We start from the raw sequence: 14629 nt of genomic DNA, 5'->3' as shown, positions 1-14629 counted from the left end.
CGCCGCGCGTCCTCAGGGCCGGCGACGGTGCGGCCATGGGGGACCCTGCCGGGGTGCGCGACCGGTTCATGATCGACGGCGCGGACGCCGGCGGCCGGTTCGCCCTCGTCCAGCACCTGTTCGGGCCCAGGGCGCTGGCCGCCCCGCTGCACCGACACCACCGGGAGGACGAGTACATGTACGTCCTCTACGGGCGCATCGGCGCGGTCCTGGGGGACGACGAGGTGGTCGGCGAGCCGGGTGACCTGGTGTTCAAGCCGCGCAACCAGTGGCACACGTTCTGGAACGCGGGCGACGAGCCGGCCGCGGTGCTCGAGCTCATCTCCCCCGCCGGGCTGGAGCAGTTCTTCCGCTGGCTCGACGGCCTGACCGAGCCGCCGACCGCCGAGCAGCTCGCCGAGATGGCCGCGCCCTACGAGTGCGACGCCGACCCGGAGGGCACGCAGCGCATCCTCGAACGGCACGGGCTGACGTTCTGACGGATCCCGGCGGGACCACTGCGGGCCCGAGGTGGCGTCCCGGGCTCTCCTCGAGGAGGAGCCATGGATGACAGCGCAGCCGCCCCCGCCCGAGGCCGTGACCGGTTCCTGATCGACGGGGAGGACACCGGCGGCCGGTTCGCCATCGTCCGGCACGTGTTCGCACCCCGGTCGCTGGCCGCCCCGCTGCACCGGCACCACCGGGAGGACGAGTTCACCTACGTCCTGTCCGGGCGGGTGGGCGCCGTCCTCGGGGACGCCGAGGTGGTCGCCGGACCCGGCGACGTGATCGTCAAGCCACGCGACCAGTGGCACACCTACTGGAACGCCCGAGACGAGCCGGCCGCGGTGCTGGACCTCGTCTCCCCGGCCGGGCTCGAGCAGTTCTTCCGCCGGCTGGATGCCCTGACCGAACGAGCGACGCCGGAGCAGCTCGTCGCGCTCGCCGCCGCCTACGGGTGCGACGCCGACTTCGAGGCAACGCAGCGCATTGCCGATCGGCACGGCTTGACGTCCTGACCGGCCAGGGACTGATCCGCCGCGCCGCTCGCCGCCCGGCCGCGTCCCGTCGCGGCTCAGCGGTCAGGTGTCCGGAAGGTGCACCCGTGGACCCGATGCGTCGGCGAGCCTCCGGTCGAGAGTCCACAGCGGGGCGCCCAGCTCCTCGGCGAGGGCCACGAAGGCGGCGTCGTAGGCGGTCAGCGTGGGGTGCAGCTCCCAGACGCGGTCGCCCAACGGCTCGAAGGGGAAGGTCGTCACGGGCAGCTGCACGAGGTCGCGGTGCGCCAGTGCGGCGGCATCCCGCCCGAGCTGCCGGGCGAGGACCGCGCGCCGGAGCACGTTCGACACCTCCACGTACAGGTGGGCCGGCGCCGCCAGGACGTTGCTCCGGAGGCCGGCGCGCGCCCACGCCCCGTCGGGGCCGTCGTCCACCAACGCGGCGACCACCGCGGAGGAGTCGACGACGATGGTCACGTGCGGTCGTGGTCGCGCAGGTCGAGGATCTCCGCTGCCGGCAGCCTGGTGCCCGTCGCCCGGACCCGGTGCTCCACCCGGTCCCACAGGTCGGCGGGGCTGGGCCGCCGGGCCAGCTCGATCAGCTGGGCGCGGACGTACTCCTGCAACGACTGACCGGCGCGGGCCGCGCGGGCAGCCAGCTCGTCGCGGATCTCGTCAGGGACGTCGCGGACGGTCATCGACACCGGCATGCATGCAGATTAGCAGCACCGGCAGCGAAGTGCAGCTCTCTCTCGCCCGGCCGACGTCTGTCCACCCTCCGCGGCGGTAGCCCGGCGGACCGCCTCGACCAGACTGCCGACGATGGACGTCGAGGCCTTCTCCCTCCCGCTGGGTGACCACCGGTTCGCGCCCACCCGGGCCACCGAGAGCCCCTGGGACTCCACCGCCCAGCACGGCGGACCGCCGTCCGGGCCCACCTCGCCGCCGACACCGCCAACGGCATCTCCGCCGAACTGCCCATCGACGGCTGGTGGTCCATCCCGCCGGGCATGAGCACCCATCTGACCCGCGAGCCCGACGGCGAGTGGGGGCACCTGGCCTGCCGCACGCAGATCGCCGCCGATGGCATCGGGCTGTGCCTCGGGACGCTCTCCGACGCCCGCGGCTCGATCGGCTAGGTGTCCCAGCCGCTGCTCGTCCAGGCCCGCTGACCGGCATGGAGTTCGTCCACGCGCTGGTCGCCCGGCAGCTCGCCGACTACCGGGCCGGGACACCGGGCACGTCCTTCGCCGACCCCCTCGAGAATCCCGCTCGGACTCGACCACGCCTGCCGGGGTGCAGGACGAGGCGGCGGCGCTGCGCGCCCCGGCGAAGCGGGTGGTCGGCTACCAGGTCGGGTGCACGGGGCCGGGAACCCGCGCGCAGAGACCGCCATCCACGTGGTGCACGGCAACCCGGTCTTGTTCTCGGCCGAGAACGGTGAGGAGGTGCAGCTGGCCGCCGAGGCCGGGGACCACGTCTTCGTCCCCCCGCACACGCCGCACCGCGAGGAGAACCCGACGGACGAGGAGGCCGTCGTCGCCATCGCCCGCAGCAGCCAGGAGGCGATCAACGATGAGCGGATCGCCGGCAGCGGATCGTCGGCACGCTGCGGGGGCGCTGCACGGCCCCGGACGCGGCAGGCGGGGTCCGCCGGGCGCTGACGGCGATTCGACTTGATGGACAGCGTCGTTCTGACGACATTGTCCGTATGGCTCTGGTGACGACGCAGCAGGCCGCGGAACGGATCGGCGCGTCCGTCCGGCACGTGCAGCGCCTGGTCGCCGCCGGGGACCTGGTGGCGATCGGCCCCGACCGCATCGACGCGGAGTCGGTGGCCCAGTGGATGGCACAGCGCCAGGGCAGTCGGCTGCGCGCGTGGGAGGAGCCGACCGCCTGGGCCGCCGTCGCCCTGCTCGAGGGCGGGCAGGCCCCGTGGCTGGGTCAGGCCCAGCGGTCACGCCTCCGATCGGTGCTCCCCGGCATCTCCGGGGCCGAGCTCGGCGCTCGGGCCCGCAATCGGGCCACGGTCCACCGGTACCACGCGCATCCGAGGGCGCTCGACCGCCTCGCCCGCGAGGTCGTCGCCTCCGGGGCGACCCAGGGCATCGGCGGGTTGACCGCCACCCCGGGTCGGCTCGACGGGTACGTCGACCGGTCCGCCGTTCAGCGGCTGGTGGAGCGGTACCGGCTGGAGACCGACCCCGCCGGCAGCGTCACCCTGCGGGCGACGGGCACGCCGATGGTCCTGGTGGCGGAGCTGGCGCACGGACGCCGGCGCGTACTGGCCGGGCTCGACCTCGCCGGATCGACGGATGCGCGCGAGCGCTCGACCGGCCACCGCCTCCTCGAGCGGGCACAGGGGGAGCTGCGTGGCTGAGGTGCTGCGACCACCGACACCGGTCGGTGGCTGGGGTCGCCCGTGGCCGGATGTCGCGGATCTGGCCGCAATCGTCCCGCCTGCGGCGTGGACGCTGATCGGCGGGCTGATGGTCCAGTTGCACGCCGTCGCTGCGGGTCTCCCGGTGGTACGTCCCACGGACGACGTCGACGTCCTGCTGCACGTCGAGTCCGGTCGGGGCCGCGCCGCGCAGGTCGCCACCGCTCTGGAGGCCCTAGGGTACCGGCTCAGACCCAGCATCGATCCCCGCTCGGGGACCGCACACCGGTTCGTGCGCGATGGCGCGGCGGTCGACCTCGTGACGTCCCGACCCGACCACTCCGTCGTCGACGTGGTCGCCGCCGACCACGCGCCGCCGCGACTGCTGGAGCGCTTCCGTGGGTACGACCTGGTGCAGGTGACGGGTGGCACCCAGGCCTTGCGCCGGACCGTGCTCGCCGAGCTGCAGATCACCGGGACGGCGCGGACGACGATCAGCGTGCCCGACCCGTTCGGCGCTCTGATCCTCAAGGCGGCCGCACACAAGGCGGACACCCGTGACCGTGAGCGCCACCTGACCGACGCCGCGGTGCTGCTGGCCTGCGTCGATCCCTTCGAGGACCGCATCCCCTCAGGGAGCGATCGGTCGCGGCTCCTCCATCTACGCACGCACCAGGCAGACCCGACGGCCCCGGCATGGCTGCTGCTGCCCCCAGAGGCCCAGCGCAACGGTCAGGCCGCCCTCGACCTGCTCTGCGCCTGAGCGGTCGGTCGCTCCCGGCAACCCGCGCATCGTGTCCCGTCCGGGCGGCACGGCCCCGTGAGGAACAGTGAGGCCGTGCCACCGAGCTCCCGGGGTGTACAGCAAGCCCTGGAACGGCTTGCCTCGCTCCGGCAACACCAGCAGGACGGGCGCCGCTCACCGCACAAGCCGCTGCTGGTGTTGCTCGCGCTGGGTCGGCTGGCCACGACCGGTTCGAGCAGTCTGGCCTGGTCAGAGGCAGAGGATCGGTTGGCCGACCTGATCGAGGAGTTCGGCCCGACGTCGAAGACCGGCCGCGCGCAGAGCGCCGCGTATCCCTTCACCCACCTCCGGTCCGACGGTGTGTGGACGCTCGACCATGACGTGCCCATGGACCGGATCGGCCCGCTGAGGGAGGGCGTCACCGGCCGGCTGGAGGCATCGCTCGAGACGGCGTTGCGCGACCGTCCCGAACTGCTCGACGAAGGGGCACGAGGTCTGGTCGAGAGTCACTTCCCGGGCACCGTCGCACCCGACGTCCTGGTGGCGGTCGGCCTGGACCCGGAGCTGCTGGAGGGTGGCGGAGCGCCGCGCCGGGACCGGCGGCGCAGCAGTGCGTGGCCGGCGGCCGTGATCGAGGCCTGGGACCGGCAGTGTGCCTTCTGCGGGTTCGACGGTGCTGCCGGCGGGGCGGTGGTCGGGATCGAGGCGGCGCACGTCCGCTGGTTCAAGCTCGGCGACCCCGACGACCTCGACAACGGCCTCGCGCTCTGCTCGCTGCACCACAAGCTCTTCGACCGCGGGATGCTCGGGCTGGACGACGACCTCGCCGTCGTGGTGTCCCAGCGGTTCTCCGCCCGCACGCCGCAGGGCCGGGCTCTGTACGACCTGCACGGGCGGCGGCTGCGGCCACGTCCGGGCACTCCCCCACCGGCGGAGCGGCACGTGCTCTGGCACCGCCAGCAGGTGTTCCACGGGGACGCGCTCGCCAGCTGAACCTGGTGTGCAGACCCTGTGGGCGACTGGATCGACAGACACCTCGTGGACCTGCACGACTTCGTCGTCATTGACGACCCGGCCCTGATCAGTGCCGGTCCCGGCTCGTCGCACGGCCGTGGCTCCGTGCGGTGGTCGAGCGCCGCACGGCTCGGGGTCCCCGGTTCCGTGGCTCGCCGGTCCGGTCCTACGTTGGACCGCGTGCGCAGACCGCTCACCCCCGAGGACGTCGAGCAGCTGTACGCCCGAGCCCGGACGCCGGAGCAGCACCGTGCCGCCGCCGAGAAGCTCGACGCCTGGGCGGAGGAGGCCCATCCCGACGACCGGGATGTCACCCCCGCCGCCCTGCTGGTGAGCGCCGGCGAGCACCTCACCGAGGCCGGGGATCTCGAGGCCGCGGTGGCCGCGTTCCGCCGGGCCGTCGCGGCCGGGCAGCACGTGCCACCCGACGTCCGCTGCTACCTGCACGGCGGGCTGCTCAGGCTGGGCGACGTCGAAGCCGCACGTCAGATCGCCGAGGAGCTGCGCCACGAGCGCCCGGTCGACGGGGACGTCTACCTGTTCCTCGGCGAGAACCACGAGCTCACCGGCGACCTCCGCGAGGCACACCGCTGGCTGACCATGGGTGCACGACGGGCACTGAGCGACGTCGAGGACGGGGACGACCGGGCGGCGGAGGACGCCGCGGGTCTGCTGATGGCCCGGCTGCGCGTACGCCGCACGCTCGGCCTCCCGCTCGACGAGTACGACGCACTCGTCGCCTCCGCGCTGCTGGACGAGCGCGCCACCGCCGACTGACCACGACGAGGTCGGCGGCCCTGCGCCGCCCTTCCTCGCGCACGGGGGCGACCGGCACGCGGACAGAACGCAGCTGCCGAGGGCGCCGCAGCCGACCACGACCTGGACGCCTGGCCGAGCATCCTGGATCTCCACGAGGTACCTCGCGCATCCCGCAGCGGTACCGTCAGCCGGGGCGAGCACGCAGATCGCCGTCCGGCTCCCCGAGGAGCTCGTGGAGTTCATCGACCGACTGGTGTCCGAGGGCCGTGCTCCGTCCCGCGCCGCCGTCGTCACCCAGGCGCTCCAGCGGGAGCGGCGTCGCGAGATCGCGGCTCGCGACGCGGCCATCCTGGCCGCCGCCGCGAAAGACGACGACCTGGACGAACTCGCCGAGCACGTCGCCCGGACGCCGCTCCACGAGCTCGACTGATGCGTCCGATCCATCTCGCTCGCCTGGACAAGACCCCCCCCCGACGTCCTGGTGCTGACCCGCGAACCCGTGCGCCCGCACCTCTCCCGGATCACCGTCGCGCCGATCACCAGCACCATCCGCGGCCTGTCCACAGAGGTGCCCGTCGGGCCGGTCAACAGCCTGGGCCATCCGAGCGTCGTGAGCTGCGACGACGTCGTCACCGTGTCGATGTCGACGCTCGGCCGGCTAATCGGTCGACTGCTCCCGGAGCAGGAAGTCGCCCTCACCGCGGCTGTGCAGGCCGCATTCGACCTCGAGGACCTGCCCAGTCCTCGCTGATCCGCTGTGCGCGGGGGAGGCACGGTCAGCAGGGCGCGTCAGACCTCGACAGGCTGACCGGCCGGCGCGCCGTACCGCGCCACTGCGGTCGGCGTCCCGGGAGGGAAGTAGCTCTCCCGGCGCCGGGCCAGCCGATCGAGCTCCCGGTTCCACGGCACGCGGGCGGACTTCCGCTCGTTGTGCCATTGGCAGAGGGCCTGGCCATTCACGACGTCGGTCGCCCGGCCACGGCTGTGCGGGTGGACGTGGTCGGCTTGGAGCGCTTCGGTCTTCCGGCACCGACCGAGCAGCCGCGAGTGGTGCTCACATCGATGACCTGCCCGCTCGATGAGGTCGGCCTTCTCGGCCCGGGAGAAGGTGCGACGAGGGTCCCGCCTCTGACCTCCGTGGACCATCGCGCGGCCGAGTCGGACCAGCTCTCCGAGTGTGAGCACCGCGAGGAGGCCGACCAGCCACGGGGTTGGGAGGACCTCTGCCACAACGCTCTGGAACACCTCACCGACGATGTCGCCGGGGTTGGACCCAGCCGTCTCCGGTTCCGCGACGAGTGCGCCCATGCCCATCTCAACGGGCCCAGCGAAGAGGGGCTGAAGCCGCGTCGCACGTTCGGGCGATTCAGCCGCCGACGTAACGCTGCCGGAAGCGGCCGGCCCAGTCGGCCAGCTCGGCAATCCGTTCGGCGGCCGTCGCGAGCTGCCCGTGCCCGATGGAGCGGACGTCGGTACGCATCCTCCCGCGGTCGGCTGCCACCGCCTCCACCGCTGCCCGCGCCGAGGTGTCGTCGTCCCGCGCCAGGACGACCGTGACGGCCTCGTCGAACACCGGGGCGCCGGTCGAGCCACCGCGGCGGACGCTCTCGGTCAGCAGCACGTTGCGCAACAGCTGCCGGGTGGCGTGGTCCCGGAGCCGGTCGTAGGCGCCCTCCGCCATACCGAAGTCCTCGCAATGCGCGCGGTACTTGACGTCCGTCCGCTCGCGGTTCGGGTCCCGGCTGAAGTTGTCGACGTACTTGGTCTCCACCGCGACGAGCAGGCCGCGACCGTCGCCGAGTCGCGCGGAGACGACGGCGTCGAACGCCGTGCGGTCGTCCAGGTGTTCGCGCCGGTCCGGCGCCCACTCGCACTCGATGCCGTCGATCGCGCGGGACCCGACCTGCACGGGCACCAGCTCGGCGACGTCGAGGTCGAGCAGGTCGCTGAGCAGCCGGACGGCGGCGGTCCGATGCGCTCTCAAGTGGCCGAAGACGCTGAAGGCCACCGGCATGGAGCTCAACATGTTGGTGCGCAGTCGGGTCTCCTCCAGCTGCCCGCCCTCGCCCTGCACCTGGCCTGCCCGCTTCTCGGCGTAGTCGGCGGCTTCCTCGCTGAGGAAGTTGCGGCGCCAGTGCTCGGGCGGGAGGTAGTTGCCGAGGACACGGTTACCGCGACGCCCGGCCGGCAGTCGCAGGACGTGCTCCCGGTACTCGGACTGCCGCTGGCGCTCGCACCGGGTGATCCGGTCGTCCGAGGCGACGGAGGTGATGTCTTCCGTGGTCATGCCATCTCATTCAGGAGCCGAAGGCAGCCGGGTGCCCCTTCGACGTTGCGTGTCTCCGTGGTCATCCGGTGGCGACCGCGCCGCCGCTGTCGGGGACCAGCTCGACCCAGGTGGCGCCGGGCGCGAGTGTCACCGCGGCGCCGTCCGCTGTAGTCAGCGTCATCCGGTCCCCGGCCCCCGGCTTGGACCAGGTGGCCTCGACCGTGTGTCCGCCGGAGGCGACGAGCGCCCGGCCGGTGCCGGTCAGGATGGTCTCCGGGACGGGGTTGCCGGCCGGGTCGCGGGCCTCGGTCGCGACGACGTCGACGCGCAGGACGACGACGTTGGTGGCGCCGATCCGCCGGCCGTCCGCCTCGACCGCCGGGGTACCCCCCTCACTGCGCAGCCAACGACCGTCCGCGGCGTTCCAGGTCCACCGGGGGTGGCTGACCCCGGACAGCGTGAGCTCCAGGGTGGCCACCGGCCGCCCCCCGGCAACGGCAGTGGGTCGTTCGCCGGCCGCGGAGTGGTCGAACTGGGCGCCGGGTGAGGCCCGGTGGGCGGCGTCGGCCTGGTCGACGAGGGTCTGCGGCACCGCGTACACGTTGTGCGGCGCCGCCCGGGTCGACGTCCGGTGGAAGCCGTCGGCTCCGGAGTCCTGGCTGAGCGCCTGCAGTCCCGCGTCCTGGGCGGCGGTGACGTAGGTCGGCACGCCACCGGAGAAAGCGAGCAGACCGCCCAGCGGCGCGGCGATCGCGGCGTCCATCGGCCGGATCGACCGCACCGGGCCGATCTCCGGTGGGAGGTCGGAGTGGTAGACGGCGACGAACCGGGTGATCCCGCCCTCGACGACCTGCTCCCACACCACGTCCGCGGCGCCCAGGCCAGTTTGCGGGCGGGCGTCGACGGAGTTCTCGATCTTCACCGCGAGCGCCGGACGGTCGCCGATCGCGTCGGCCGGGACTCCTGTCAGCGGCCAGGCGGGTGCGGACGGCGTCAGCGCGGCGATGACCGAGTCCAGGAACGGCAAGGCGGACAGGTGCTTCTCCGCCGCCGGCCACGCGACCACGCCGGCGGTCACCAGCACCACGAGCAAGGCCACTCGGAAGACGCGCCCGGACCTCGACCGGCGGCCCTTCGCCGCCTTTCCTCCCTTGACTCGGGTGCCCTTCGCGGTACGAGTGCCCTTGCTCGGCCCGGAGCGGGACCGGGGCGCGGTGGACCTGGGCACGTCGGGGCTCCTGACTCGGGAGGCGTTGCCCTTCCTGTATCGGCAGGGCCCACCGGACGCGGCACCACCATCCGCGAAGCAGCCGGACGCCTGGAACCCCAGCAGGCGGCCGGGAGCCGACTCGCCGACCTGGCGACACCGCCGGCCGCGCGCGGGAACGGCTTCCGGCCGCACTCCTGTTGAGGTACCTAGGTCATGTAGGTACATTTTCGGCATGGAGACGATCGGCCTGCGGGAGCTGAACCAGAACCCGTCTAGGGTGGTGGCGCGGGTCCGGGCCGGCGTCACCGTCGTCGTGACCGATCGCGGCCGCCCGATCCTGCGCATGGTGCCCGAGGTCGAGCGCCCGGGCTCGCTGCACGACCTCGTGGCCTCCGGGGAGGCGACCGCACCGGTCGACCAGGGAATGCCGGAGTTGATCCCCGACCTCGCTCCCGAGCTCGACAGCCTGACGGAGCTGGTGGTCGCCGACCGGCGCCGCGAGCGCGGACGTTGATCTACTTCGACACCAGCGCGTTGGTGAAGTTCATCAAGCGCGAGGCCGAGTCGGAGGCCCTGCGGAGCTGGCGCGGCCGGCTTCCCTCCGGCACCGAGTTGGCGACGAGCGAGCTGGCCGAGCTGGAGATCAGCCGCACGCTGCTGCGTGCCGGCCTGGACCACCAGCGGGTGCCGTACGTGGCAGGGCAGGCGCTGCGCGGCCTCTACGTCCTCGACCTCAGCCGTGCGGTCCTGGCCAGAGCGAAGGGCTACCGGCTCCGCGAGCTCGGTTCGCTGGACGCCCTCCACCTGGCCACGGCCGAGCCCTTCGGATCGGAGCTGACCGACTTCGTCACCTACGACTCCGAGCTGGCCGCCGCGGCGACCGAGGTGGGTCTCCTCGTGACGTCGCCGTCCTGACGGGTGCGCCGGGCAGACCCAGCTTCCGCCGGCGCGAGGTGCCCAGGGCGCCCGTCGTGAGACGCCGGAGTTGCCGCAGCGCGGTGTACGAGGTGAACGCGACGCGGTCGAGGCCGGTCGCCAGGGGAACAGCCGTTTCGGCGGCCGGCGCACGCCGTCGACGTCCACCCGGTGTTCGAACACGTCGTCGGGACTCATGCCGCGGAGAGCCGACCGCACCGTGGCGGCGTCGAAGGTGTGACGTGCACCGTCCACGACGAACTCCATGCCCCTCTCCAGCCCTCCGTCGATTTCGTGAGGCGGAGGACCAACGGTGTCATGCCTCGATGTCGAAGAAGGCCGATGCACACGGTCGACAGGCACTCGCGGCACCGACGAACGACTCGGGTGCGTGCGCGCGGCGGCAGGTGCGGCACCAGCGGAACGACCGGCGCCGGCGCGCGGCGATGGCCTCCGCCACCTCGGCGATGACCTCGGGCGACCACAGCAGGTCGTCCCGGCCGAACCGGCCCCCATCCGTCGGCTGGAGATCTGCGCGTTCCTCGCCCCACGAGGTCAGCGGGCGGGCCAGCACGAACCCGAGGTCGTCGACGCCGACGGCGACCTGCGCCGGCTCACCGCTGACTAACCACTCCAACCCGTCGTCGACGGCGGGGGTTCTCCCGTCGCCACCCGGTACCGAGGGCGCGGACGACGTCGGCGTGCCGGACGCCCAGCAGATCCGCCAACGCCTGCTCATCAGCGGTCGGGTCACCCTCGCGCCCCCACTCGAGCCCGCACGAGCGGCAGGAGAGAACCGGCTCCTCCCCCGGCACCAGGCAGCCGCCGAGCGCGACCAGGCCGCGCTCGGCGAGCCGGAGATCCTCGACCGCGGGCAGACCCCAACGCAGCGGGACCGAGTCCTCCCGCCCGCACCGGGGGCAGACACGCCCCACCTGGACGCCGACCGGTTCCGTCATGCCACTCCCCGTCTCGCTGACCGTTCCCGTGACGGCCGGGCGCGAATGGTGGCACGCGCCACCGACAGGAGTGCCCGGCGCCGACGGACGGCCGATGCCCGTCGGGTCAGCCGGCCGATACGGACGTCCGGCGGTAGAGCTGGGCCGGCTTGCCGACCGTCCCCGCCGACCTCCGCTGCGTCTCCTCGAGCATCGGCAGCATCGCCCGGCGAAAGGTGTCGGCCGAGTAGCCGAGCCCACCGGCGACGGCGTCGTGCAGGCGGAACAGCTCGCGCATCGTGAACGGCTCGTCGAGCAACCGGTCCGGGTCTGGTCGTTCCCGGTAGGCGGCCCGCATGTCGGCCGCGGCCCGCCGGACGATCTCGTCGTGGTCGAACAGCAACCCACGCACCTCGTCGACCGGCCGCGCGGCCACACCTTCGGGCCGCGCCCCGAGCACCGGTGCGACCGCTCGCCAGGGGAGCGCGGCGACGTGGGCAACGGACAGCACCCAACCGCGGTCGTCACGGTCCGGGTCGTCGAAGACGTGCAGTTGGCGCGGAGCGACCTCCGGTGTCAGGCCGACCTTCTCCCGCAGGGACCGCTGGACGGCGCCGGCGAGGGTCTCCCTCTCGTGCAGGAACGTGCCGGGCAGCGCCCACTCCTCCGTGCGCGACTCATCCGCCCGGCGGACGAGGAGCACCGAGAGCTGCGGGTCGGCGTCCGGGACGGTCAGGACAGCGGTGTCGACGGCGACCGACGGCCGCGGGTAGTCGACGAGGCGCTTGCCCGAACTGTCGCGGTACACGGAGTGGACATTAGCGCAGAATCCGTCTAACCTTGGGTTGGCGCAGGGATGAGCTAATTGAAGGGAGTGGCCGTGGTGACCGACCAGACCGCGTCTGACCGACTCGCGGGAGCCCGATGACGTCGACGGTGCGATCGGGACGAGCCGGTTCCGCTGAGTCGGGGCCCTGCCGATGGACGTGGGTCCATCACCGTCTCTCCACGGGAGTACGTCATGTCCAGGTCCGGCAGGTTCCGCTTCGACGGCGGCGCGGCCACCTACGTGGGGACCGCTCTCCTCGGCGTCCTCATCACCGTCTGCACCTTCGGCGTCTGCTCCCCGTTCGCGCTGGTCCTCAAGGAGCGGTGGCGGGCCAAGCACAGCTACATCGACGGCTTCCCGCTGGTCTTCACCGGCTCGGCCGTCGGGCTGTTCGGCAACTGGATCAAGTGGCTGCTGCTGAGCTTCATCACGCTCGGCATCTACCTGTTCTGGGTCGGCCCGCGGATCGCCGAGTGGAAGTGGGAGCACACCGACTCCGACCGCAGCCGCACCCCGCTGCCGCTGACCGACGTCCGCCCGGCCATTCCGGTGCAGCAGGTCGGCGGGCTGCCGATGCCGGGCTCCGCGCCGGCCCCGTACGCACAGCACTGAGACGACCGCCGGGGTGGGGGCCCGTCTCCCCCGGCGCGAAAGGAGACCCGTGGATCTGGAGATCGTCCGGCAGCAGGTGCTCGCCCGCGTGGAGAAGCACGACGACGAGGACGTCGCGGTCCGAGTCGAACTCGGCGAGGACATGTACGTGACAATCAGCAGCCGCAACCCGCTGACCTACTTCACGCAGTTCATCCGGCTCCGTTCCGACGGCACGGTCGAGCTCCCGACCCCGGACGACGGCTTCACGCTCGACTTGAAGTCGAGGACGGTGGGGACGGCGGCGACTCCGGCCGAGGCCGTCGACCTCGTCGTCGACGAGGCCGAGCAGGCTGTCGACCGGCTGCGGGAGAAGCAGGCACGGGCGGCGGAGCGGGCCCGTCCGAGCGGGCAACCCGTGGTCTCGGCCGAGGACCTGGCGGAGGCATGCGCCCTGTGGCAGGGCGGACAGAACGGAGGGTCCTCGCCGATCCGCGGTGCGGCGCGGGTACTGACCGGCATCCACCACTACTTCCGCGCCGAGTTCATCACCGGCTACGAGACCGCCGCCCGGTCCCAGCGCGAGACGCTCGACGCCGGCATTGCCCTGCTGCGGGCGGTCAACGCGGCGCCGCACCTGGACGCCGACGGGTGGAACGTGCAGGTCGGCCTGCCACTGCGGACCTTCGCCGGGCGGGGGATCACGTCCAAGTCGGACGAGGACCCCCAGATCGAGCGGGAGCTGCGCACCGGGCGGCTCGAGATGCCGCTCTGGGGCGTCTCGCTGAGTCGAGAAGTGGCCGACAGCTTCGGCACCCGCTTCCTCTTCGAGCTGGTCGGGGCGTTCCCGGCCGTGCCGGCGTGGATCGCATCCGACCTCAAGGCAGAGGAGCAGGAGCTGGTGACTGGCGGCCGCTACAAGGTCGTGTCGCAGGAGCAGCGCGGCGAGACGACGCACGTCCGGCTGCGCTGGATCGGCGCGAGCGGAGGTCGCGTCGGGGCGGACGAACTGCTGCTCGCCGCCCTGGGTGCCGTCCCCGGCGTGGTGCACAGCTCGCTGACCCGGTCGGCCGGTTCCGAGGAGCTGGAGTTGCGGCTCGGCGGCGAGAACTGGGCGACCGTGACCCGTTCATCGGGCTCGAACCAGGTCGAGGTCGTCCGCTACTGGGCACTCGACCCCGACTGGGGCGCCAAGGGCGACGACGTGTACGCGCACGACGCCGCCATCCGTGCGGCGTCCCGGCGGACCACCGTGCCGGCGAACGTCGACGCGATCGCCGCCGTGCTGAGAGAGAAGGAGAACGCGTGACTGCAACTTTGGAGGACCGGCGGCAGCTGGGCAGCGGGCCGTTGAGCGAGCGTTTCGACGAGGCGTTGCTGTTCGCCTCCCGGCACCACCGGGAACAGCTGCGCAAGGGCTCGCGGGTGCCGTACATGACGCACCTGCTGAGCGTCAGCGCGCTGGTGATGGAGCACGGCGGCAGCGAGGACCAGGCGATCGCCGCGCTGCTGCACGACGCGGTCGAGGACGCGCGGCCGGGTACCGGCGGCGAGGTGCTGGCCGAGATCCGGTCGCGGTTCGGGGGCGCCGTCGCCGACATCGTGTACGCCTGCTCGGACGGCCTGGACGCCAATGGCAACCGGAACGGGACGTGGGCCGAACGCAAGATCCCGTACGTGGCCGGCCTCGCCCACAAGCCGCTCGACGCACTCCTGGTGACGGCGGCGGACAAGGCGCACAACGGGCTGTGCATCGCCGCCGACGTGCGCCGGTACGGGCAGGACTTCTGGTCGACGTTCAACGCGAGCCGGGACGAGCTGCTCTGGTACTACACGAGCGTGGAGCGGGCGGTCGCCGAGCGACTGCCGGGCAGCTCGATCGCCGACGCCCTGCACCGCGCCGTGGATGAGCTGCTCGCCGCAGCGGCGGTCGAGCGGTTCGCCGTCCCAGCTGAGATGCCTTGAGCGGCGACTCCGGATCTGCCGTCACCCCCTCGGGTGA

The 14629-nt window shown here is 72.8% G+C and carries 22 protein-coding genes; 15 read left to right on the top strand and 7 right to left on the bottom strand.

What is annotated here, in order from left to right; translation table 11 throughout:
• The first annotated feature begins 35 nt into the window (after positions 1-35).
• The gene (locus ACI78Z_RS08140; RefSeq protein ID WP_457036019.1) at positions 36-479 is read left to right on the top strand and encodes a cupin domain-containing protein; all 444 of its coding nucleotides are present in this window, start codon (positions 36-38) and stop codon (positions 477-479) included.
• Between the two features lie 63 nt (positions 480-542).
• The gene (locus ACI78Z_RS08135; RefSeq protein ID WP_457036018.1) at positions 543-998 is read left to right on the top strand and encodes a cupin domain-containing protein; all 456 of its coding nucleotides are present in this window, start codon (positions 543-545) and stop codon (positions 996-998) included.
• Positions 999-1061: 63 nt separating this feature from the next.
• On the opposite strand, the gene ACI78Z_RS08130 is transcribed toward ACI78Z_RS08135, so the two are convergent.
• Both ACI78Z_RS08130 and ACI78Z_RS08125 read right to left on the bottom strand, forming a co-directional pair.
• A complete protein-coding gene (locus ACI78Z_RS08130) occupies positions 1062-1454 on the bottom strand; it encodes a type II toxin-antitoxin system VapC family toxin (protein WP_457036017.1) in 393 nt (130 codons plus the stop codon).
• Complete coding sequence (locus ACI78Z_RS08125; protein ID WP_457036016.1) at positions 1451-1687, bottom strand: FitA-like ribbon-helix-helix domain-containing protein; 237 nt, start codon at positions 1685-1687, stop codon at positions 1451-1453. The genes ACI78Z_RS08130 and ACI78Z_RS08125 overlap by 4 nt, the downstream gene beginning before the upstream one ends.
• A gap of 183 nt (positions 1688-1870) precedes the next feature.
• Between ACI78Z_RS08125 and ACI78Z_RS08120 the strand changes: the two genes are divergently transcribed.
• The 8 genes from ACI78Z_RS08120 (at position 1871) to ACI78Z_RS08085 (ending at position 6626) form a co-directional block, all read left to right on the top strand.
• On the top strand, positions 1871-2116 hold the full coding sequence (locus ACI78Z_RS08120) for a hypothetical protein (protein WP_457036045.1): 246 nt from the start codon (positions 1871-1873) through the stop codon (positions 2114-2116).
• A 219-nt stretch (positions 2117-2335) separates the two neighbouring features.
• Positions 2336-2641 (top strand): cupin domain-containing protein, encoded by a 306-nt coding sequence (locus tag ACI78Z_RS08115; RefSeq protein ID WP_457036015.1) that lies wholly within the window; start codon positions 2336-2338, stop codon positions 2639-2641.
• Positions 2642-2688: 47 nt separating this feature from the next.
• On the top strand, positions 2689-3357 hold the full coding sequence (locus tag ACI78Z_RS08110; RefSeq protein WP_457036014.1) for a helix-turn-helix domain-containing protein: 669 nt from the start codon (positions 2689-2691) through the stop codon (positions 3355-3357).
• Between the two features lie 145 nt (positions 3358-3502).
• A complete protein-coding gene (locus tag ACI78Z_RS08105) occupies positions 3503-4120 on the top strand; it encodes a hypothetical protein (RefSeq protein ID WP_457036013.1) in 618 nt (205 codons plus the stop codon).
• Positions 4121-4195: 75 nt separating this feature from the next.
• Positions 4196-5095: a phosphorothioated DNA-binding restriction endonuclease gene (locus tag ACI78Z_RS08100; RefSeq protein ID WP_457036012.1), complete on the top strand. Its 900-nt coding sequence runs from the start codon at positions 4196-4198 to the stop codon at positions 5093-5095.
• Between the two features lie 201 nt (positions 5096-5296).
• Positions 5297-5893 (top strand): hypothetical protein, encoded by a 597-nt coding sequence (locus ACI78Z_RS08095; RefSeq protein WP_457036011.1) that lies wholly within the window; start codon positions 5297-5299, stop codon positions 5891-5893.
• 127 nt (positions 5894-6020) lie between these two features.
• Positions 6021-6305 carry a ribbon-helix-helix domain-containing protein gene (locus ACI78Z_RS08090; RefSeq protein WP_457036044.1) on the top strand — a complete coding sequence of 95 codons (285 nt, stop codon included), beginning with the start codon at positions 6021-6023 and terminating at the stop codon, positions 6303-6305.
• Between the two features lie 69 nt (positions 6306-6374).
• Positions 6375-6626 carry a type II toxin-antitoxin system PemK/MazF family toxin gene (locus ACI78Z_RS08085; protein WP_457036010.1) on the top strand — a complete coding sequence of 84 codons (252 nt, stop codon included), beginning with the start codon at positions 6375-6377 and terminating at the stop codon, positions 6624-6626.
• Positions 6627-6664: 38 nt separating this feature from the next.
• Here the strand turns inward: ACI78Z_RS08085 and ACI78Z_RS08080 are convergent, their stop codons facing one another.
• From ACI78Z_RS08080 to ACI78Z_RS08070, 3 genes are all read right to left on the bottom strand, one after another.
• Complete coding sequence (locus tag ACI78Z_RS08080) at positions 6665-7183, bottom strand: HNH endonuclease (protein WP_457036009.1); 519 nt, start codon at positions 7181-7183, stop codon at positions 6665-6667.
• A gap of 58 nt (positions 7184-7241) precedes the next feature.
• The gene (locus tag ACI78Z_RS08075) at positions 7242-8162 is read right to left on the bottom strand and encodes a PGN_0703 family putative restriction endonuclease (RefSeq protein WP_457036008.1); all 921 of its coding nucleotides are present in this window, start codon (positions 8160-8162) and stop codon (positions 7242-7244) included.
• A gap of 61 nt (positions 8163-8223) precedes the next feature.
• A complete protein-coding gene (locus ACI78Z_RS08070; protein ID WP_457036007.1) occupies positions 8224-9243 on the bottom strand; it encodes a DUF3048 domain-containing protein in 1020 nt (339 codons plus the stop codon).
• Between the two features lie 343 nt (positions 9244-9586).
• Between ACI78Z_RS08070 and ACI78Z_RS08065 the strand changes: the two genes are divergently transcribed.
• Together ACI78Z_RS08065 and ACI78Z_RS08060 are read left to right on the top strand one after the other, a co-directional pair.
• Positions 9587-9868 carry a type II toxin-antitoxin system Phd/YefM family antitoxin gene (locus tag ACI78Z_RS08065; RefSeq protein ID WP_457036006.1) on the top strand — a complete coding sequence of 94 codons (282 nt, stop codon included), beginning with the start codon at positions 9587-9589 and terminating at the stop codon, positions 9866-9868.
• A complete protein-coding gene (locus ACI78Z_RS08060) occupies positions 9865-10269 on the top strand; it encodes a type II toxin-antitoxin system VapC family toxin (RefSeq protein ID WP_457036005.1) in 405 nt (134 codons plus the stop codon). Before ACI78Z_RS08065 ends, ACI78Z_RS08060 begins: the two co-directional genes overlap by 4 nt.
• Positions 10270-10585: 316 nt before the next feature.
• On the opposite strand, the gene ACI78Z_RS08055 is transcribed toward ACI78Z_RS08060, so the two are convergent.
• Together ACI78Z_RS08055 and ACI78Z_RS08050 are read right to left on the bottom strand one after the other, a co-directional pair.
• Positions 10586-11023 (bottom strand): hypothetical protein, encoded by a 438-nt coding sequence (locus ACI78Z_RS08055; protein WP_457036004.1) that lies wholly within the window; start codon positions 11021-11023, stop codon positions 10586-10588.
• A gap of 311 nt (positions 11024-11334) precedes the next feature.
• On the bottom strand, positions 11335-12015 hold the full coding sequence (locus tag ACI78Z_RS08050; RefSeq protein WP_457036003.1) for an NUDIX domain-containing protein: 681 nt from the start codon (positions 12013-12015) through the stop codon (positions 11335-11337).
• Between the two features lie 213 nt (positions 12016-12228).
• On the opposite strand from ACI78Z_RS08050, the gene ACI78Z_RS08045 reads away from it, so the two are divergent.
• From ACI78Z_RS08045 to ACI78Z_RS08035, 3 genes are read left to right on the top strand one after another with little or no spacing between them, the layout of a single operon-like run.
• Positions 12229-12648, top strand: a complete 420-nt coding sequence (locus tag ACI78Z_RS08045; protein ID WP_457036002.1) for a DUF898 family protein — start codon at positions 12229-12231, stop codon at positions 12646-12648.
• A gap of 49 nt (positions 12649-12697) precedes the next feature.
• Complete coding sequence (locus ACI78Z_RS08040; protein ID WP_457036001.1) at positions 12698-13936, top strand: hypothetical protein; 1239 nt, start codon at positions 12698-12700, stop codon at positions 13934-13936.
• Positions 13933-14592, top strand: coding sequence for an HD domain-containing protein (locus tag ACI78Z_RS08035; RefSeq protein ID WP_457036000.1), 660 nt, complete (start codon positions 13933-13935; stop codon positions 14590-14592). Before ACI78Z_RS08040 ends, ACI78Z_RS08035 begins: the two co-directional genes overlap by 4 nt.
• The last annotated feature ends 37 nt before the right edge of the window (positions 14593-14629 follow it).

The sequence above is a fragment of the Geodermatophilus sp. SYSU D01176 genome, from assembly GCF_054050015.1.
The sequence above is the reverse complement of the archived record's forward strand: the minus strand, read 5'-3'. Positions and strand labels throughout refer to the sequence as shown.

What these genes read in the sequence shown, in the direction of transcription:
- ACI78Z_RS08135 (WP_457036018.1), top strand. Translation starts at nt 543, where the DNA reads ATGGATGACAGCGCAGCCGCCCCCGCCCGAGGCCGTGACCGGTTCCTG.
- ACI78Z_RS08080 (WP_457036009.1), bottom strand. Translation starts at nt 7,183, where the DNA reads ATGGGCGCACTCGTCGCGGAACCGGAGACGGCTGGGTCCAACCCCGGC.
- ACI78Z_RS08065 (WP_457036006.1), top strand. Translation starts at nt 9,587, where the DNA reads ATGGAGACGATCGGCCTGCGGGAGCTGAACCAGAACCCGTCTAGGGTG.
- ACI78Z_RS08110 (WP_457036014.1), top strand. Translation starts at nt 2,689, where the DNA reads ATGGCTCTGGTGACGACGCAGCAGGCCGCGGAACGGATCGGCGCGTCC.
- ACI78Z_RS08140 (WP_457036019.1), top strand. Translation starts at nt 36, where the DNA reads ATGGGGGACCCTGCCGGGGTGCGCGACCGGTTCATGATCGACGGCGCG.
- ACI78Z_RS08075 (WP_457036008.1), bottom strand. Translation starts at nt 8,162, where the DNA reads ATGACCACGGAAGACATCACCTCCGTCGCCTCGGACGACCGGATCACC.
- ACI78Z_RS08125 (WP_457036016.1), bottom strand. Translation starts at nt 1,687, where the DNA reads ATGCCGGTGTCGATGACCGTCCGCGACGTCCCTGACGAGATCCGCGAC.
- ACI78Z_RS08045 (WP_457036002.1), top strand. Translation starts at nt 12,229, where the DNA reads ATGTCCAGGTCCGGCAGGTTCCGCTTCGACGGCGGCGCGGCCACCTAC.